The following is an 18257-nucleotide window of genomic DNA, read 5'->3' as shown; positions in this document are numbered from 1 at the left end:
GGCTTTGGAAGAAGGGACAGTTTTTCTTTGTATTTTTATCGAAGATATTGTTAAAGGTATAATTATTGATTAATGAAGTTTATGATGAGATTATTTACAATTATTTTTTTTTCAATTTTAGTTGCTAAAGCCCAAGATTTTTCTGGAATAAAACAAATAACGGATGGATATTCTGGTTTAATAACAGTTGAAAAACTGGCGAAGAATATTAATCGAGATTTTAATACGGATGAAGATAAAACTAAAGCTTTATATGCTTGGTTAACAAAAAACGTTCGTTACGATTTGAAAGAATTTTACAATCCAAATAGGCAAACAAAAACTTCATTCAGATACAGAACAGAAGAAGAGAAACAACAGAAAATTAAAGCGATAAACGAGAAGATAGTTAGGAAAACACTACGAACACGTAAAGCAGTTTGTGAAGGTTATGCAAGAACATTTGCAGAGGTGTGTTCACTTTTAAATATCGAAAATGAGGTTGTTGCTGGTCATGTTAGAAATTCTGCTCAAGAAATAGGAAATTCATCATTAAGTGCAAATCATGCTTGGAATGCTGTTAAGCTAAATGGAAAGTGGATTTATATAGACGCAACTTGGGGCGCAGGAGCAGAGACTAATGGAAGATGGATAAGAAGATTTAATCCGTATTATTATAACATACCTAAAAAGAAGTATTTTAAAACTCATTTTCCAGAAAAAAGTATATGGAGATTAAGAGTTGGTAGAATAACAAAAGAACAATATTACAATCAGCCTGTTTTTAGTAACGATTTTTTAAAGACGAATGTAACTTTAAAATCTCCAAACGCTGGAATTTTAAAAAGAGGCAAAGGAAATGTTGTTACAATAAAATTAGGTAATGCCAAACAGAGAGAATTTTTCGTTGGCTTTTTAGGAAGTAGTAGGGCAGTAAAACCTGAAAAAGTTGTAAGTAAATCTACAACTACAGTTCGATTTGTTCCGCCTCCAGGAACCAAACAATGTTTCTTATTAATGGATAGAGAAGTTGCAATAGAATTCTTGATAGATTAAATAAAAAATCCCCTTGATCAATCAAGGGGATTTTTGTTGTTATTTCTTCGCAATAAAATCTTCTTTACTAAGTAATTTTATTTGCTTTTTGTCAGCTTTCAATTTACGTTTTTCGAATTTTGAAATCTCTTTATTTTTAATTTTTTCAAAATCCTTTTTAGCTTTTTGTAATCGAGTTTCTAATACTTCTTTGTTCTCAAGCTGAGATAAAGAAGGTTTTTCAAACTGATTAGCAACTTCAGCATATAAATTAGAAAGTTTTTCTCTTAATTCTGGTTCAGCTTCACCAACATAATTATCACCCGTCGTAACTACTAAAGTTTCTTTTAATGGTTGTAGTAAATTAATCACTTTAGTTGCAGTTTTCTTTAATTTAGGATCAGCTTTAATTGCAGCATTAGCATCTTTAATATGTGTATCAATCTGATATACTAAATACGCTAAATCTTCCATGTCGTCATATAATTCTAGCGTAGTTTTACGCTGTGCGATTCTATCATCATTAGAAATTAAAGATTTAGGATCGTTTTTTACCTCAATAGTATTTACATACTCTTTTCTACCTTTTTTAAGTACAACTTTATAACTTCCTGCAGGTACACGAGGTGCTGTGAAACCACCAAAAGTAAAGTTTTTACCAGCGGCAACTTTAGGGTTTTTCTGTCTGAACCCCCAGTTTACCACATTTATACCTTTAGATTTTCCTGGAGTTAACGTGATTAATTCTTTATCATTTTGATCTTTTATAGTTAATGTCATTTTTCCAAATGTATGACGCTTTTTCAAGTAGTAAATGATTTTAGCAGTTGTGCTCGGATTATTACCAACAAACTGTAATTCTGTACTTCCGCCACCAAAACCACCTTGTTCTTTAATTACAGCCGGTTTTGAGTTAAAGAAATGTACATTTTTAGCTAACATTTGCTGATTAACTTCACGTAAAGGAGAAATATCATCAATAATAATAACTCCACGACCATGTGTTCCTAAAACTAAATCGTTTGTTTGTTTTTGAAGATCAATATAATGTACAGCTGTAGCAGGCATATTATTTGTAAAACGAGACCAGTTTTTACCACCATCAATAGTAATAAATAAACCAAATTCAGTCCCTAAGAATAATAAATCTTTGTTTACATAATCTTCTTGAATATTTCTAGCGAATCCAACAATATCTTTAGTAACGATAGATTTCCAAGTTTTACCAAAATCAGTTGTTTTGTATACATACGTATTCATGTCACCAGAAGTATGTCCATCAAAAACGGCATAAGCAGTACCTTTATCATGAGAACTTGCTTCTATATGGTACACCCAAGTGTTTTTAGGTAAACCAGAAATATTTGCTATTGTATTTTCCCAAGTTTTACCACCGTCTTTTGTAATTTGAACATTTCCATCATCGGTACCTACCCAAATTACTTTTTCATCTAAAGGAGATTCAGCAATAGTAAAAATAGTAGTGTGTGTTTCTGCACCAGATTTATCAACAGAAATTCCACCTGATTCTTTATCTTGTTTCTTAGGATCGTTTGTAGTTAAATCTGGAGAAATTTTAGTCCAATTATCTCCCATATCTTCACTAACATGTAAAAATTGACTTCCCATGTAAAAACGATCTGGTTGATGAGCACTCACTGCCATTGGAGCATTCCAGTTAAAACGTAAATCTGCTTCACCTTTAATTGGTAACGGTTGAATATTTCTGTTATAGTTTTTATCAACATCATATCTCCAAACTTGTTGCGCACCTTGCATTTCAGAATAAATAATATTCTTAGTAGGATGTTTTAATACTCTAAATCCGTCTCCAACACCAACACGTTTCCAGTCTCTAGCTTCAACTCCACCAGGAGAAGAAGAAGGTCCGTACCAAGAACCATTATCTTGTAATCCTCCATAAATATTATACGGCTCTTCATTATCAACACTAATTTGATAAAATTGAGAAAGCGGAAGATTATCTACCATATCTAAAGTAGCTCCACCATCCCAGCTTCTGTATACACCACCATCTGTTCCTACGAACATTGCATCAGGATTTTTGATATCAAATACAATGTCATGAATATCAGAATGCATTTGACCTAGATTTTTAAATGTTTTACCTCCATCTCTAGAAATAGAACCGTTTAATCCACCTTTTACTAAAATATCTGGATTTGTAGGGTGGACAACTAATCGAGAAAAGTAAAAAGGACGAACAACCAAACCGAAATCACTATTTAAAAGTTTCCAGTTTTTTCCAGCGTCATCAGAACGATATAAACCTTTATCTTTTTTGCTTTCTACTACGGCAAATACAGTATTTGGTTGTGAAGGCGCAATTGCAATTGCGAAACGACCTAAATCTCCTTCAGGAAAACCATTATGAATTTTATTCCAAGTTTTACCAGCATCAGTAGATTTGTATAAAGCACTACCTGGACCTCCAGAATTGAATCCCCAGCCTGTTCTTCTAAATTCCCACATAGAAGCATACAAAATATTAGGATTTTTAGGATCCATAATTAAATCACTAGCACCAGTTTTTTCATCAACATAAAGAATTTTTTCCCATGTTTTACCACCATCTAATGTTTTGTAAATACCACGTTCATCACTATCACTCCATAATGCTCCAAGTACAGCAACATATACTTCATTAGAATTATTTGGATTGATTTTAATGCTACTGATTCTTTCAGATTTTTCAAATCCAATTTTTTTCCAGTTTGCACCACCATCTTTAGATTTATAAAGTCCATCACCTAAAGAAACACTATTTCTAGTCCAAATTTCTCCAGTTCCTACCCAGACAGTGTTGTCAGGATCACTAGGATCTAAAGCAACTGCACCAATAGATTGTGCATATTCATCGAAAATAGGCGTAAAAGTAGCTCCCGCATTTTCAGATTTCCAAACACCACCACCAGCAGTTCCGGTATAAATAATTTTAGGATTTGTTGGGTGATTTTCTAAGTCGATAATTCGACCACTCATTAAAGCCGGACCAATATGTCTTGCTTTTAAATTTCCGAAAAGTTCTTTCCCTTTTAGAACTATATCTTGTGCAGTAACACTTGTAGATACAACAAGAGAACCACAAACTATGAATTTAAATATCTTGTTCATAATATGTAGAGTATCCAGTATTGAAAACAATACTGGATTTATATTTAAAGTTGGTTAGTAAGAGAAATTATTTTTTAGCTGGTAATGCAAAAGACGCAGCATCAACTTCTGGATTCAATTTAATTTCTTTAAACTCCATTGTTTGGAATTGACTACCCATACTAAATGGGAAATAAATTCCATCAACTTCTTGATAATCGCTAAGTGTAGATTTTACAGTTTGTCCTTTCATTGGACCTTGATTAACAGTAGTTTCAATAACAATAGGAACAAAGTTTTCGCTATCAAAATAGTAGTTTGTAATATTTGGTAAAGATTCACCATTTACAAGAACTGGTTTCTTAGTTAATTTGATTTTAAAAGTTTCTGTACCGTCAATAGTTTCTTTTCCTATTAATTCTACAGTATAACCTTTTTCCTTATAATTTAAAAAAGGATCAGGAAATTGAGCTAATTCATTTTTTAAGTTTTGTGTAGCTTCATTATCGCTTTTTTCAGCTTCCATTGTCATTTGGTTTCTTTGCCAAGAAACTTCTCCATCAAAAGCAGACCAAATCATTTTATTTCCTTGTAATTCGATAGAAACTAATTGTTTCCCATCTTTAGTAGATAATTGTTCGAAAGGAATTTCCATGCCTTGCATTTTCATATTTCCAATCATTTGTACTCCTTTAAGTTGTTCTAACTTTTCTTTTCCACCAATATTTTCAATGTAATTGTTGATAATTTCATCTGCAGTTTGTGCATAACTACTTACAGAGAATATAAGAGCTAAAGCGATCGATAAAGTTTTTAGTTTTTTCATTGTATTTGATATTATGAGATTGTTATTTAATAAGAAGAATAAAAATAAGAAATGTTACATTTTTGTTTAAAAATTTTTGGGTTTTTGTATCAAATACTTTAAAAATTATGAAAGTTGCTATTTTTTATTCATGTTTTTAGTGAAAGTTGCAAATGAATAGTTAAATGTTTAATTTACCATGCAAAAGCTATTTTAAAATGAAAAAGTATCTGTTACTATTATTGCTATTCCCTTCTTTAATTTCTGCTCAAGATTTTACAATGGTAGATAATGTTACACGTTCTGCTTATAAGAATGAGAAATCAGTAATATCGTTAGCAGAAAGAATAGATTATGATTTTAAAACTGATGTAGAAAAAGTAAGAGCAGTTTACACATGGATTACCTATAATATAACATATAGGAAAGAGTATTCCCGATTCTTAAAGGAACCAGAGTTTTTAGTTTATTTCAGTGAAGAACATTTAAAATATATTCAGAAACAAAAAGAAGAAAAGAAAATAGCTAATACTTTTAATAAAAGAGCAGGGGTATGTGAGGGATTTTCGTTATTATTTAAAAAATTATGTGATTTACTAAAGATAGAAAATGAATTAGTTTTGGGATACACAAAACCTTCTGTTGATTATGTTGGTATTCTTGCTACGAGAAAGAATCATGTTTGGAATGCAGTCAAAGTACAAGATAAATGGATAATGATAGATGCTACTTTCGGAGCAGGAGTAATTTCAAACGGGTTATGGTTAAGAAAGTTTAATCCAAATTATTTTGACGTAAGTTTAAATCTATTAAATAGAACACATTTTCCTTCGGCTATTAAATGGAGAAATTTTCAAAAACAAAAAACCTTAAAAGATTTCTGCAACGACCCAATGATGAGAGATGCTTTTTTTAAGCACAGGATTAAAATTGAAGAACCTAAAAAAGGTGTTATTACGTTAAAGAAAAAAGGTGACATAAAATTTAAAATCAAAGGAGTTAAAAACAAGCAATCTATAAGTTATGCTTTTACCAATGAAGGAATATTTAGAAAACCAAAAGTAAAAGTTAAAAAAGGATACAGTGATTATTATTTGCAGAGACCAAGACAGGATACGGCTTTACATATCTATATTGATAATGAACTAGCACTAGAATACAAAGTGAAATTAGATTAATTTATCATTTTTCTATTAATTTTCAGGTATTCAAATGAAAAGATTTATATCGTATATAAATTAATATTTTCAAGAAATGTTTTGATAAAAGAGTAAGAGTTATTTTCATTTTTTAGTGTTTTACTGCTGATATTAAGTGTGATTTGGTAATTTGTAATGTGATTTCTATATTTAATTAAATAAAAGTTGGTATATGAAAAAGTGTTTACCTTTCTTTTTGTTTATTGTAATAGCAGGTTATTCTCAAAAATTTAGTACAGTAGATAATGTATCCAGATCAGCGTATAAGGATGTTACATCATTAATGTCTCTAGCCCAAAAAATAGATTACGACTTTAAAACAGATGAGGAAAAAGTAAGGGCGATTTTTATATGGTTAACATATAATATGAAGTATACCTACAATCCTACTAATCTATTAAAATCACCAGAATTTTTAGTGCATTATGATAAAAATCATCTTCACCAAATTTTAAAATACAAGAAGGAGAAAAAATTATTAAAAGCATTTAACAACAGAGAGGCAGTTTGTGAAGGTTTCGCATTAATTTTTAAAAGAGTCTGTGATTTAATGCATATCAAGAATGAATTGGTATATGGTTTTACAAAATCTTCAGGATATACTATAGGAGCTATACCCAAAGCAAAAAATCATGTTTGGAATGCTGTGAAAATTAATGATAAATGGATAATGATAGATGCAACTTACGGTACGGGTTTTATTTACAATAATATTTGGAAAAGAGAATTTCAGGAACGTTTTTTCAATGCAGATCGAGAAATGTTGTGTAAAACTCATTTTCCGTCTAAAACCAAATGGCAACGTTTTTTGAATCAGAAAGAACTAAAGGATTTTTGTCAAGATCCAATCATCAAAAACGCTTATCACAAGCATAATATTGATGTAATTGAGCCTAAGATAGGAGTTATTCAATCTGGAAAGAAAGGTCCAATAAAATTAAAAATCAAAGGAATTAAAAATACGAAGTCTTTATATTATGCATTTAGTGGTGATAAGTATGCAAGATATCCTGATGCTTATGAACGTTCTAATTTTTCAGAATTTCATTTGTTAAAACCAAAAGAAGACAGCCGATTATTAATTTTTTTAGATAATGAATTAGTCATGGAGTATTTAGTAAAAGTAGATTAGTTTTTCTTCCAAAAACCTTTTTCCTTTTTTTCATCTGCTTCAGCTAAAACAGAAACTAAAATTTCACTGTTAATTTCTTCAACAGAAGAGAAGCGTAAAGATTTTACCTTTTTTCTACCTTCTGAAATTAGTAATTCATTGTACTTATCGAATTCTTGTGTCGCATAAAATCCTACATCGACATATTTCTTTTTTTTGGATGGATTTAAGTAGCAAAAAGGATTTCCATCTAAATAATAAAAAGGAATTTTCCATTTAAACTCTAAAATAACCTCTGGAAAATTTTGCTCAATAATTAATTGGAGGTGCAATAAAATTGATTTAAAAGGCTCTTCTTGATTTAATATGTAGGCTTCAGCAGGTTTCATAAATTAAAAGTATAATTTTTTTGCATAACTACTTTTTTTATTTTTACTTTGTATTTCAAAGTACTTTAATATGAGTTCGGAAGAATACTTAAAAGACATATCAGAAATCAAAAAATTAATGAATAAATCTTCACGATTTATTTCGTTAAGTGGTTTATCTGGAATTTTAGCAGGAACTTATGCATTAATCGGGGCAACTTATGCGTATTGGTTAGTGACTACAAGTTATAGGGGATATTTAATTTTAGACGGTAAAGTTTTTAAGTTAGTCTTGTTAGATATGTTTTTAGTGTTGTTTTTTAGTATTGCAACGGCTATTTATTTGACAACTCTGAAAGCTAAAAAGAATGGAGAACGTATTTGGGATGCGACCACAAAAAGATTGTTATCAAGTTTTCTTATTCCGTTAACAGCAGGAGGAATTTATACGCTCATCATTTTAACCCAACAACGTTATGGGCAAACGGGAGCTTTAATGTTGTTATTTTACGGTTTAGCTTTAATTAATGCTTCTAAATACACTTTAGGATATGTAAAATACTTGGGATATACACAAACTATTTTAGGGCTTTTATGTGCTGTTTATCCAGGATATGGATTTTGGTTTTGGGTTTTAGGTTTCGGAGTAATGCATATTGTATACGGCTTTTTAATGTATTTTAAATACGAAAGAAAACAAGAATAGTAAAACTGCATCTTTGAAGAATTTATTAAATAATATCAATAAAGCTTTCGATCACCGAATACGACTAGGAATTATGTCGATTTTGGTGGTAAATGAGTATGCAGATTTTAAAACACTTAAAGAACTTTTAGGTGCTACAGATGGAAATTTAGCAAGCCATTCTAAAGCATTAGAAAAAGTAGGATTCATAAGAGTTGAAAAACAATTTATAGGTAGAAAACCTAATACAAAATATTATGCAACTAAATTAGGAAAGGAAGAATTTAAGAAGCATGTAGAAGCTTTAGAAAGATTACTCAAAGGAGAGTAAAATTTTTTTTGAATTTAAACTTTGAATTTCAAAGTACTTTAAATAAATCGCCAACGGGGAAATTGCTAATAAACTACCCAACTATGAAAAATAGAAGGGTAGTTTTTAAAGAGAAAGCACAGTATTAAAATTAAAATAGAGATAAAATGGAAAAAGTAGAAAATCAAGCAAGTCGAGTAGGAAAGTGGGTCAAAGAATCAATTTCAGCAAGAATGTTAATGATTGGAGTATTAATATTAGTTCTTTTAATCCCATTATCTTATGTGAAAGATTTAATTAGAGAACGTAAGTACAGGCAAAAAGAAGTTATAGGAGAGATCAATCAAAAGTGGGGGGGAGAAGTGTTGTTATACGGACCAATATTAAAAATTCCCTACAAAACGTATAGTGTAAAAAAGATTTATAATCCAGATACCAAATCACATCAAGAGGAAACAATTACACATATCAACTATGGATATTTTTTTCCTAAAAAATTAGATATTCAAACGACAGTAAATCCTCAGCAAAAGAAGAGAGGAATTTATGAAACTGCAGTTTATGAAAGTGAAATCAATTTAAACGGAAGTTTTACAAAACCTGATTTTAGTGAAGTTGATATTAAAGAAGAAGATATTTTATGGGAAAAATCTCGTTTGATTATTGAGACATCGAACTTTAAAGGAGTAAGTAGTTTGGTTGAAATTAATCTTCATAAAAACACCTATGCTTTTGAATCTAAATACGATGGAAAAAGGAGAGTGTCTAAAGGAAAAGTTTACGAACATTCAGGAAACGATTATAGTTATGTTGGTTTGCATAAATTAGAAAGTAAATCTATCAAAAAAGCAGATTTACCAGTGAGTTCAGATGTGAGTTTTAGCTTAAAAATGAATGTAAACGGAAGCAAACAAATTCGTTTTATTCCTATAGGAAAAGAAACTAGTGTAAATATCAAGTCGAATTGGAAAACAGCCAATTTCCTTGGAGAGTATTTACCTTATAATCCTGATAAAATTAAAGATGATGGTTTTGATGCTAAATGGAAAGTATTAGATATTAACAGACCATTTCCTCAACAATCATTCAGTGGAATTTTAAATTTAAAAGAGTATGCTTTTGGCGTAAACTTTATGATTCCTGTTGATCAATATCAGAAAAGTGAACGCACAACTAAATATGGATTTTTAGTAATCGGACTTACTTTTTTAGTGTTCTTTTTAATACAAACAATGAGTAAAATTTTAATTCACCCGTTTCAATATTTAATGATTGGTATTGCTTTAGTTATGTTTTATACTTTGTTAATTTCAATATCGGAACACAGTAATTTTTTAAATGCATATTTAATAGCATCTACAGCAGTAATTTTATTAATTTCTTTATACTCGAAATCAATTTTAAAAGTATTAAAATTTCCTCTTTTCATAGGAACTTCGTTAACGATACTATACACTTTTATTTTTGTAATTATTCAGTTAGAAAACTATGCTTTATTAGTAGGTAGTGTAGGGTTATTTGTAATTTTAGCATCAGTAATGTACACTTCAAGAAAAATAGATTGGCAAAATGGATAAGAATAGATTTCGTTTCGATGGTAAGAGTTTTATAATCTGTATAATTCTCTTTTTAGTAGAATTAGTGATAGCAAAAACATCAGGGTTTATAAGACATACGTTTGGAGATTTCTTAGTCGTGATTTTACTCTACTACTTTGTAAAATCATTTATAAACACTGAACCTAAAAAAATAGCTATTGGAGTTTTATGTTTTTCATTTTTAGTTGAAATATTACAGTATTTCAAGATAGTTGAAATTTTAGGTGTACAGGATAACAAACTAATGCGAATAGTAATAGGAAGTACTTTTTCTTTTGGAGATTTAATAGCGTATACGTTAGGAATCATCACAGTTTATTTTATTGAAACTTATAGAGTAAAAACCGCTTAAAATTTAAGTTAAACAATAAGATGAAGTTATTTGAAAAAAGTTTGTTAGTGATAATAATTATTGGAATATCTGTAATAATTTTTTCACTTCTCTTAGAGCCATTTGATAATTATGAATTATTTCAAAAAGAGTATATAAAACTTGGATCGTCTTTAAATTCAAATAAAACAGCATTGTTTATTGAATTAAGGAAACAACATTTAACAGTTAAATATTATCTTTTTGATTATGGAATGACTGCTGTAGTACTTTCAATGTTTTTATTATTTATAATGACGGAAAATAGAGAGTTAAAAATTTATACTAAAAAGAGTTCAATTTTTGTATTAGGACTAATAGCTTTTATAGTAGAAGTTAGTGCAATATATATACATTTATTTATAGACTTTGGCAGAGAATGTTTTCCGTATTGGGCTGATACAATTGTAATTCCAATGTTCTATCTAGGAATATTTTCAATTTGGTTATTATTATTTATTTTATTGAATACTATTGGTCTATTATTAAAATTTAATGCTGGAACTTCAATGAAAGATTATAATTTAAGTTTAAAAAACTTTAGTTATTGGTATGGATTTCAACTAATAGTAACTTTTTGTATCTTATTGTTTTGTGTTTATAAAGGGATGTTTTTGTCTGTACTTGGTACTCTTTTATGGATTAGTTTTTTTTATTCTATGTTTGTTGGAAGATTAAAATTGGAAGCATGATATATATTATTATAATTTTAATTTTATCAGTAATATTAAGCTTAAAATATAATAAGACTTTATTGTCAATTAATTTAAAATCTAAGGTTTATAAAATAACTTTCATTTCATTTAGTACTCTTGTACTTGTAGGTTCAATACTATTTTCAGTTTATATTTATTCATATTATCCTAGAATAAGTTTTAATAAGAAAGTCTGGGATACAGAAGTTCTTGAGCGATATCAAATGTCTAGAGATATCATAGAAAAGAAAATACTAATTGGAAAATCGAAGCAAGAAGTGATTCAATTATTGGGAACTAAAGAGTTTTACGTTTTTAATAATAAAATAATGTATACTATTGGTCACATTCCTGGCTTATTTAATATTGATCCCAACATTCTTTGTGTAGAATTAGAAAATAATATTGTAGTAAGAGTATCTCAATACGAGTCTTAAAAAATAATCATGATTACAAAATACTTAACAAGACAGCAGAACGGCGTTTTAATGCTAGTGATAATGTGTACTTTTTTAGTTTTACTGAGAGTACAAATCACACAAAATTTGCTTTTTACATTTATGCTCTGGAATATCTTTTTGGCATTAATTCCGTTTTTTATCACAGAATATGCGGTTAAAAGAGACATTGAAAATAAGTCAAAAATGAAACAAATAGTACTATTTGTAATTTGGTTATTTTTCTTACCAAATGCTCCATATATTATCACCGATTTTATTCATTTAGACACAAGTAGAAAGAATCCACTAGGATGGTTTGATTTGTTGTTTCTGTTTTGTTCGGCAATAACAGGTCTTATGATAACGGTGCTAACATTAAAAGATGTATACCAGATTATTATAAAAAAATGGAGTTTGAAAGTTGCAGATATTTTTATACCAATCGTTTGTTTTCTTTCTGGCTTTGGAATTTATTTAGGACGTTTTTTACGTTTCAATTCTTGGGATATAGTTACAGCACCAATTTCTTTAGTAGAAAAAACTGTATATAGTTTTAAATTACCCAAAGCTTGGTATGTAACAATAGGATTTGGTATGTTTTTATGGATATTTTTTTATGCTTTTTTAAGTTTCTTTAAAACCAAAAGAAAAAGTTAAAGTGTTGTTTGCCAGAATTCAATGCAAAAATGATAAATAGACCTAGTGTTACAGAAAATATAAATAGATGTTAAAAAAGGATTTTTATTGTAATGAAGCGATTTTTTATCGACCAAAGACCGATATTTTAAAACTTAAATAATGATAAAGAACCTTCGATTAGCACTATCTGTTTTAGGGATGATAGGCTTATCAACAATGGCAAACGCACAAGGAATGTTAGATGGTTTCACACCAAAAAAAGGATCACTTTCTGTGACAGCTTCTTATTCTAGAAGTCAGTTTGATGAATTCTATTTAGGAAAAGAAAAAGTCGATGCAGTTCCTGTACATGAAGAAATTAACCAAAATATTTTCTCTTTGTACGCAAAATATGGAATCACAGATCGTTTATCTGTAGCGGTTAATTTACCTTTTATTTCTGCAGATAATACTAGTGGTTTAGGAGATCCTATAAATGGAGAAAACTCTATTTCAGGTTTACAAGATATTTCTATTGCTTTAAAATTAAATGCACACAAATTTAATTTTGAAAAAGCGAACTTAAACATCATTACAGGTGTTACAGCAGTAATTCCAACAGGTTATGAACCTAACGGAATTTTAAGTCTTGGTAGTGGAGCATTTGGTATTGATGTTACAGCTGGTTTACATTTAAACACAGATGTAGGTTTTTTCTCTACTATTTTAGCTGGATATAACTTCAGAGGAGATGCAGACAACGATTTAACTCCAGGTGGAGATTTTGGTGTGCCAAATGCATTTGTTACAACCGGTAAAATCGGATATTCTAGTAGTTTTATTTATGTTGAAGCTTGGGCAGATTATTTAAACTCTGAAGAAGGAGTAGATATCGCTTCTCCAGCATTTAGAGGGAATTTCCCAGAAACTAATGTAGATTATAGTAGAGTAGGAGTTACTGTTTATAAAAACATTATTCCTTCATTAGGAGTAAGTGTTGGTTACGGTAGAGTAATTGATGGAAGAAACTTAGGTGATTCTCAAATTTATACTGCTGGATTAACATATAATTTATCAATCTAAATTATTACAGTTAAAGAATAAAAAAAGGCGTTTTAAAACGCCTTTTTTTATTTTCTTATTTTCCTTAAAATATCTTCTAACCCGTTTAGTTTTAATTCATAAACGAGTCCCATCATTTGTCCGAGTTTTCCTTTAGGAAAGCCTTTGTTTTTGTACCAAACCATGTAATACTCAGGAATATCAATTAAATATGTGCCTTTATATTTTCCAAAAGGCATTCGCATATTGGCTGTATCAACCAAAAACTGTTTATCGGTTTCCATTATTTTTTATACTTGTTTAGCAGTCCAAAATCAAATAAAGTCCAGTATGAAGCTTTCATCCCGCTACTTTTAAAACCATCATTTACCCATGTATTACAAGTCTTTAAAGGAGAATAAGAACCCTTAGCTTTATACAGTTTAGAATTTGGATACATAGTTTGTGTAAGTACGATTTTTTCTTCTTTTTGATTTACTTGAAAAGTTTCAGAAATAAACACATTGAGTTTAAAAAGTTGTGTTGCATTCACAGGAACTTTAACCCATTTTTTTTGTTGAAATCGATGAGAAGAAACTTCTATTAATGTTGGATTATCTAAAAATAAAGCTCCAAAAGCATATTTAAATTTAAAATCTGCCCAAGTAGGTGTATTCATATAGAAATTTTCATCACCCCAACCAAAACGCACAAAATTATCAGTAGGTTTTAGTTGTAACTCATCATTTAAATCAAGAGAAAGATGTTGTTTAGGAATAATGATACTCAAATGAATTCCATTGGAACTTAAATACACAAACTTTGTCTGATTAAAAGAAGGATCATCATTTACTGTTATGAAACTAATAAGAATAGAAATACCGACATATAAAAGAATACCCAATAATGAGTATACAGTATATTTCAGTATTTTCTTAACGTATTTCATTTATTCTTTACCATCAACGTAATCTTGCAAATAACTATAACGTTCAGTTAATTTACCAGAGTTTGTCGTCATTTTGGCACGTTCTAAAATTCCATTTTCATCGTTGTTATAAAATGCAGGAATCACATGATTTAAGAACATTTCTCCAAATCCTTCGCTTGCATCTTTTGGAAGTTCACAAGGTAAATTATCTACTGCCATTACAACAATAGCATTTTCATCTCTGTAATCAATTTCAGTTTCTGAAGCAGCATCATAACCATAAATAGGATCAGCAATTGTAGACGCTCTAAGTGTAGTTGCAACTGGACCGTCTACATCACAAGAAATATCTGCTACATATTTAATATTAAATTCTTTAGATTTTACGTCTTCTCTTGTATATAAATACGGAGCACCATCACCATAAAAATGACCAGCAATAAAGAAATCTGTTTCTTTTGCGTAAGGCATAAAGTTACTTTCATAACCAGTAGGATCTTTATAGAACTCAAATCTATGGCCAACTTTACCATCAGATCTTTTCGCGTATTCCATAACATCAACCATACAATATACAGGTTCAGTAAATTTAGAAGTTAAATACAAAGCATCACTAATTTCTTTAATTTTTAAGTGATCTAAAATTTCTTTAGCTCCGTGAGCCACTTTACCTGTACCAGAAAGTAAAATTTTAATATTTGGAAGTGTAATTTTATCTAATTCTGCTTTAACAGCATCTAAATCTGCTAAAGATTCAACTTTTGGTAATTCAAATAAGTTTTCTTTTAAGCCAATAGCTCTAAAACCATTATAAGCTCCAACCAATCCAGCATATCTACCAAAACCAATTAAACGAGCTCCATTTTCTTTAATAATAGTTTCATGATCGAACATTTCTATGTTCTTTTCAAGCATAGCCTTCAATAATTTTCTATTGTAAGGTTGCTTTTTAATGGTATGACTGAAGAAGAAATATTTTTTATTCGGAATTAAATTTTCTAAAGGCACTTCTTTAACACCTAATAATACATCACAATCTGAAAGATCAGTTACAATTTCGAAGCCAGCATCTTTGTATTCTTGATCAGAGAATACTCGAATGTCAGAACTTTCAACAACGATCTCTGCCTGAGGAAATTGCTGTTTAAATTCTTTTAATTTATTAGGAGAAAATACGACTCTTTTATCTGGTGGGTTTTTACGTTCTTTTATAATTCCGAATTTCATGGTTGTTTGTAAAATTTAAACAATTAGTGTGGTATTTGTTGAGAATTACAACAGTTGTATGCGAAAATACTTGATTTAGATCTCCTGTACAAGTAGTATTTTCTTATCTTTGCCATCCGCATTTTTTTGAGATTATTGTTTTTTAAAAAATGTGATAAAAAATGACATAAAGTCTATATTAAGATATTGGTATATATTTTGTGATAATTTTGAAAATCTTTGACATATTGGGGACGACTGGTTTTGACAGCAAGATTAGTAAAATTGTAAGCATACCGAGGACTGAAATGATGCTCGTTAAACTTATTTCAACAATTTAAATGGCGAAAATAATTACGCTTTAGCTGCTTAATAATCCGAATTATAGTAAGATTCAAGCCTCGGCACACAAGGTGTGCAAGCTAAATGTCCACGGAAAGCCTTGGTTTACGGCGTTTCATTTCTGGGCATCATAAAAGTAAACATAGAAAACTTAGTACTTCGATAAGTTTTCGAAATTAAAGAAGATAAGCTAAAAGTGGATCGTTTTTAGTCAGCTTTTAGTCGAAAATTAAATAAAAACTAAGTATGTAGAAAGCTCTTGAGCTACTTGTTTGGACCCGAGTTCGATTCTCGGCGTCTCCACTATATAAAACCCTGTGAATTATTTTTTTACAGGGTTTTTTGTTTTTTTAGCTATGACAATTTTTTTACATTAAAGTGTTCATGAAGCGCTAAAGACGCTTTCAAAATTGTATTTTTAGTGAGCAATCACAAGTATTGCTTTCATTAGCTTTTTATGCTTTGGTTGTGAATTGATTTATTCACTTTTTTGTTATTTTACATTAAAGTGTTCATGAAGCGCTAAAGTCGCTTTCAGAATTGTATTTTTAGTGAGCATTCACAAGTATCTCGAAAAGTTTTACTCAGGCCTTCCGTTGTGAATTGATTTCAAATTGTATTTTTAGTGAGTATTCACAAGAATAAAAAAACAATGGTTTGACATGATTGCGTTGTGAATTGATTTCAAATTGTATTTTTAGTGAGTATTCACAAGCAAGTTTGCAAAAAAGATAGCTGAAAAGGTGTTGTGAATTGATTTCAAATTGTATTTTTAGTGAGTATTCACAAGTTCTAGCATAACTTTTTGGTCGTATAAACTGTTGTGAATTGATTTCAAATTGTATTTTTAGTGAGTATTCACAAGTTTATTAGTGTTTTTATTTAACCGAACTAAGTTGTGAATTGATTTCAAATTGTATTTTTAGTGAGTATTCACAAGATATTTTGTAGAAAGGTTTACAGACGTTTTGTTGTGAATTGATTTCAAATTGTATTTTTAGTGAGTATTCACAAGAATATCAAATTCATTATCACAATGAGGGCAGTTGTGAATTGATTTCAAATTGTATTTTTAGTGAGTATTCACAAGTTGTTTATTAAATGTTCTCCATTCAATACTGTTGTGAATTGATTTCAAATTGTATTTTTAGTGAGTATTCACAAGAGAGATAACAAAGAGACTAAAGAAATGGTAGTTGTGAATTGATTTCAAATTGTATTTTTAGTGAGTATTCACAAGCTTGGATGACTTTAGCTTTATTTGGTATAGGTTGTGAATTGATTTCAAATTGTATTTTTAGTGAGTATTCACAAGTGCACCATCTGAATTACAAGAACCAATTGTGTTGTGAATTGATTTCAAATTGTATTTTTAGTGAGTATTCACAAGTAGTTCAGGTGGAGGAACAACAGGAAGCCAGTTGTGAATTGATTTCAAATTGTATTTTTAGTGAGTATTCACAAGCCTAGAGCATAAAAACGAAAGTTTAATACAGTTGTGAATTGATTTCAAATTGTATTTTTAGTGAGTATTCACAAGAGTTTTTCCAAATGGGTAATATAAATTTCTGTTGTGAATTGATTTCAAATTGTATTTTTAGTGAGTATTCACAAGAGCGACAATTATATAAAAATAGGAGCTATGTTGTGAATTGATTTCAAATTGTATTTTTAGTGAGTATTCACAAGGTCAGTACAACACAAACGAAGGCTACTACAGTTGTGAATTGATTTCAAATTGTATTTTTAGTGAGTATTCACAAGAATTGAAAAAATTAGCAAGGAACTTATTGAGTTGTGAATTGATTTCAAATTGTATTTTTAGTGAGTATTCACAAGTTGTGTAGATAAAACAGGTTTACTTGATTCGTTGTGAATTGATTTCAAATTGTATTTTTAGTGAGTATTCACAAGGAATGAGCGTTAAAGAATTAATGTTATTTGGTTGTGAATTGATTTCAAATTGTATTTTTAGTGAGTATTCACAAGTACCAAAAATAACACAAATAGTAAAACCAAGTTGTGAATTGATTTCAAATTGTATTTTTAGTGAGTATTCACAAGCTTTAACTGCAATTGTAGTATCTGTGTCTGTTGTGAATTGATTTCAAATTGTATTTTTAGTGAGTATTCACAAGACATAAAAACAACATAGAAAAGGGATTCTAGTTGTGAATTGATTTCAAATTGTATTTTTAGTGAGTATTCACAAGTACTGCTGAGCAAATGAAAAAAGCTTTTATGTTGTGAATTGATTTCAAATTGTATTTTTAGTGAGTATTCACAAGCCCAATATAGAGTATAACATAGAATTTATTGTTGTGAATTGATTTCAAATTGTATTTTTAGTGAGTATTCACAAGCAAGATCCAGAGATTGCAATTTCATTTTTAGTTGTGAATTGATTTCA

Annotated in this window: 17 protein-coding genes, 1 other RNA gene and 1 CRISPR repeat array (1 of these 19 running past the window's edge); of the genes, 12 read left to right on the top strand and 6 right to left on the bottom strand. The window is 29.4% G+C overall.

Features of this window, described 5'->3' with window-relative positions:
- The first annotated feature begins 84 nt into the window (after positions 1 to 84).
- Positions 85 to 1035 carry a transglutaminase domain-containing protein gene (locus AQ1685_RS14920; RefSeq protein ID WP_157730243.1) on the top strand — a complete coding sequence of 317 codons (951 nt, stop codon included), beginning with the start codon at positions 85 to 87 and terminating at the stop codon, positions 1033 to 1035.
- 39 nt (positions 1036 to 1074) lie between these two features.
- Here AQ1685_RS14920 and AQ1685_RS14915 read toward each other — a convergent pair whose 3' ends face one another.
- Entirely contained in the window at positions 1075 to 4149 is a 3075-nt protein-coding gene (locus tag AQ1685_RS14915) for a hypothetical protein (protein ID WP_095073446.1), read from the bottom strand.
- 67 nt (positions 4150 to 4216) lie between these two features.
- Positions 4217 to 4954: a LolA-like protein gene (locus tag AQ1685_RS14910; RefSeq protein ID WP_095073444.1), complete on the bottom strand. Its 738-nt coding sequence runs from the start codon at positions 4952 to 4954 to the stop codon at positions 4217 to 4219.
- A 197-nt stretch (positions 4955 to 5151) separates the two neighbouring features.
- Between AQ1685_RS14910 and AQ1685_RS14905 the strand changes: the two genes are divergently transcribed.
- Together AQ1685_RS14905 and AQ1685_RS14900 are read left to right on the top strand one after the other, a co-directional pair.
- Complete coding sequence (locus AQ1685_RS14905; RefSeq protein WP_157730242.1) at positions 5152 to 6111, top strand: transglutaminase domain-containing protein; 960 nt, start codon at positions 5152 to 5154, stop codon at positions 6109 to 6111.
- Positions 6112 to 6304: 193 nt separating this feature from the next.
- Positions 6305 to 7264: a transglutaminase domain-containing protein gene (locus tag AQ1685_RS14900; protein WP_095073440.1), complete on the top strand. Its 960-nt coding sequence runs from the start codon at positions 6305 to 6307 to the stop codon at positions 7262 to 7264.
- Here the strand turns inward: AQ1685_RS14900 and AQ1685_RS14895 are convergent.
- Positions 7261 to 7632, bottom strand: coding sequence for a DUF1801 domain-containing protein (locus AQ1685_RS14895; protein ID WP_095073438.1), 372 nt, complete (start codon positions 7630 to 7632; stop codon positions 7261 to 7263). The genes AQ1685_RS14900 and AQ1685_RS14895 overlap by 4 nt on opposite strands.
- A gap of 70 nt (positions 7633 to 7702) precedes the next feature.
- Between AQ1685_RS14895 and AQ1685_RS14890 the strand changes: the two genes are divergently transcribed.
- The 8 genes from AQ1685_RS14890 to AQ1685_RS14855 all read left to right on the top strand — a co-directional run bounded on the left by AQ1685_RS14890 (position 7703) and on the right by AQ1685_RS14855 (position 13410).
- A complete protein-coding gene (locus tag AQ1685_RS14890; protein WP_095073436.1) occupies positions 7703 to 8317 on the top strand; it encodes a hypothetical protein in 615 nt (204 codons plus the stop codon).
- 13 nt (positions 8318 to 8330) lie between these two features.
- Positions 8331 to 8627, top strand: a complete 297-nt coding sequence (locus AQ1685_RS14885; RefSeq protein WP_095073434.1) for a winged helix-turn-helix domain-containing protein — start codon at positions 8331 to 8333, stop codon at positions 8625 to 8627.
- 146 nt (positions 8628 to 8773) lie between these two features.
- Positions 8774 to 10183: a cell envelope integrity protein CreD gene (gene creD, locus AQ1685_RS14880; RefSeq protein ID WP_095073432.1), complete on the top strand. Its 1410-nt coding sequence runs from the start codon at positions 8774 to 8776 to the stop codon at positions 10181 to 10183.
- Positions 10176 to 10556 (top strand): ribosomal maturation YjgA family protein, encoded by a 381-nt coding sequence (locus AQ1685_RS14875; protein ID WP_095073430.1) that lies wholly within the window; start codon positions 10176 to 10178, stop codon positions 10554 to 10556. The genes creD and AQ1685_RS14875 overlap by 8 nt, the downstream gene beginning before the upstream one ends.
- A 47-nt stretch (positions 10557 to 10603) precedes the next feature.
- Entirely contained in the window at positions 10604 to 11266 is a 663-nt protein-coding gene (locus AQ1685_RS14870; protein ID WP_162288581.1) for a hypothetical protein, read from the top strand.
- Positions 11263 to 11706 carry a hypothetical protein gene (locus AQ1685_RS14865; protein WP_095073427.1) on the top strand — a complete coding sequence of 148 codons (444 nt, stop codon included), beginning with the start codon at positions 11263 to 11265 and terminating at the stop codon, positions 11704 to 11706. Before AQ1685_RS14870 ends, AQ1685_RS14865 begins: the two co-directional genes overlap by 4 nt.
- A 9-nt stretch (positions 11707 to 11715) precedes the next feature.
- Positions 11716 to 12366 (top strand): DUF1361 domain-containing protein, encoded by a 651-nt coding sequence (locus AQ1685_RS14860; RefSeq protein WP_095073425.1) that lies wholly within the window; start codon positions 11716 to 11718, stop codon positions 12364 to 12366.
- A gap of 141 nt (positions 12367 to 12507) precedes the next feature.
- Entirely contained in the window at positions 12508 to 13410 is a 903-nt protein-coding gene (locus tag AQ1685_RS14855) for a transporter (protein ID WP_095073423.1), read from the top strand.
- A 47-nt stretch (positions 13411 to 13457) separates the two neighbouring features.
- On the opposite strand, the gene AQ1685_RS14850 is transcribed toward AQ1685_RS14855, so the two are convergent.
- Genes AQ1685_RS14850 through AQ1685_RS14840 form a run of 3 tightly spaced genes read right to left on the bottom strand, consistent with a single transcriptional unit; the run spans position 13458 to position 15526 of the window.
- A complete protein-coding gene (locus AQ1685_RS14850) occupies positions 13458 to 13673 on the bottom strand; it encodes a DUF3820 family protein (protein WP_095073421.1) in 216 nt (71 codons plus the stop codon).
- Complete coding sequence (locus AQ1685_RS14845; RefSeq protein ID WP_095073419.1) at positions 13673 to 14317, bottom strand: DUF2459 domain-containing protein; 645 nt, start codon at positions 14315 to 14317, stop codon at positions 13673 to 13675. The genes AQ1685_RS14850 and AQ1685_RS14845 overlap by 1 nt, the downstream gene beginning before the upstream one ends.
- On the bottom strand, positions 14318 to 15526 hold the full coding sequence (locus AQ1685_RS14840) for an NAD(P)-dependent oxidoreductase (RefSeq protein ID WP_095073417.1): 1209 nt from the start codon (positions 15524 to 15526) through the stop codon (positions 14318 to 14320).
- 229 nt (positions 15527 to 15755) lie between these two features.
- Here AQ1685_RS14840 and ssrA point away from each other — a divergent pair.
- Positions 15756 to 16153: a transfer-messenger RNA gene (gene ssrA / locus AQ1685_RS14835) on the top strand.
- Between the two features lie 289 nt (positions 16154 to 16442).
- A CRISPR array of direct repeats spans positions 16443 to 18257; the repeat unit is 45 nt; unit sequence GTTGTGAATTGATTTCAAATTGTATTTTTAGTGAGTATTCACAAG; it runs 253 nt beyond the window's last position.

This window comes from Tenacibaculum jejuense (genome assembly GCF_900198195.1).
Classification (GTDB): Bacteria; Bacteroidota; Bacteroidia; order Flavobacteriales; family Flavobacteriaceae; genus Polaribacter; species Polaribacter jejuensis.
This window is presented reverse-complemented; position numbering and strand designations above follow the sequence as displayed.

Bases quoted from the DNA above. Each gene is read 5' to 3' on its own strand.
- AQ1685_RS14920 (WP_157730243.1), top strand. From the start codon at position 85: ATGAGATTATTTACAATTATTTTTTTTTCAATTTTAGTTGCTAAAGCC.
- AQ1685_RS14915 (WP_095073446.1), bottom strand. From the start codon at position 4,149: ATGAACAAGATATTTAAATTCATAGTTTGTGGTTCTCTTGTTGTATCT.
- AQ1685_RS14910 (WP_095073444.1), bottom strand. From the start codon at position 4,954: ATGAAAAAACTAAAAACTTTATCGATCGCTTTAGCTCTTATATTCTCT.
- AQ1685_RS14905 (WP_157730242.1), top strand. From the start codon at position 5,152: ATGAAAAAGTATCTGTTACTATTATTGCTATTCCCTTCTTTAATTTCT.
- AQ1685_RS14900 (WP_095073440.1), top strand. From the start codon at position 6,305: ATGAAAAAGTGTTTACCTTTCTTTTTGTTTATTGTAATAGCAGGTTAT.
- AQ1685_RS14895 (WP_095073438.1), bottom strand. From the start codon at position 7,632: ATGAAACCTGCTGAAGCCTACATATTAAATCAAGAAGAGCCTTTTAAA.
- AQ1685_RS14890 (WP_095073436.1), top strand. From the start codon at position 7,703: ATGAGTTCGGAAGAATACTTAAAAGACATATCAGAAATCAAAAAATTA.
- creD (WP_095073432.1), top strand. From the start codon at position 8,774: ATGGAAAAAGTAGAAAATCAAGCAAGTCGAGTAGGAAAGTGGGTCAAA.
- AQ1685_RS14875 (WP_095073430.1), top strand. From the start codon at position 10,176: ATGGATAAGAATAGATTTCGTTTCGATGGTAAGAGTTTTATAATCTGT.
- AQ1685_RS14865 (WP_095073427.1), top strand. From the start codon at position 11,263: ATGATATATATTATTATAATTTTAATTTTATCAGTAATATTAAGCTTA.
- AQ1685_RS14860 (WP_095073425.1), top strand. From the start codon at position 11,716: ATGATTACAAAATACTTAACAAGACAGCAGAACGGCGTTTTAATGCTA.
- AQ1685_RS14855 (WP_095073423.1), top strand. From the start codon at position 12,508: ATGATAAAGAACCTTCGATTAGCACTATCTGTTTTAGGGATGATAGGC.
- AQ1685_RS14850 (WP_095073421.1), bottom strand. From the start codon at position 13,673: ATGGAAACCGATAAACAGTTTTTGGTTGATACAGCCAATATGCGAATG.
- AQ1685_RS14845 (WP_095073419.1), bottom strand. From the start codon at position 14,317: ATGAAATACGTTAAGAAAATACTGAAATATACTGTATACTCATTATTG.
- AQ1685_RS14840 (WP_095073417.1), bottom strand. From the start codon at position 15,526: ATGAAATTCGGAATTATAAAAGAACGTAAAAACCCACCAGATAAAAGA.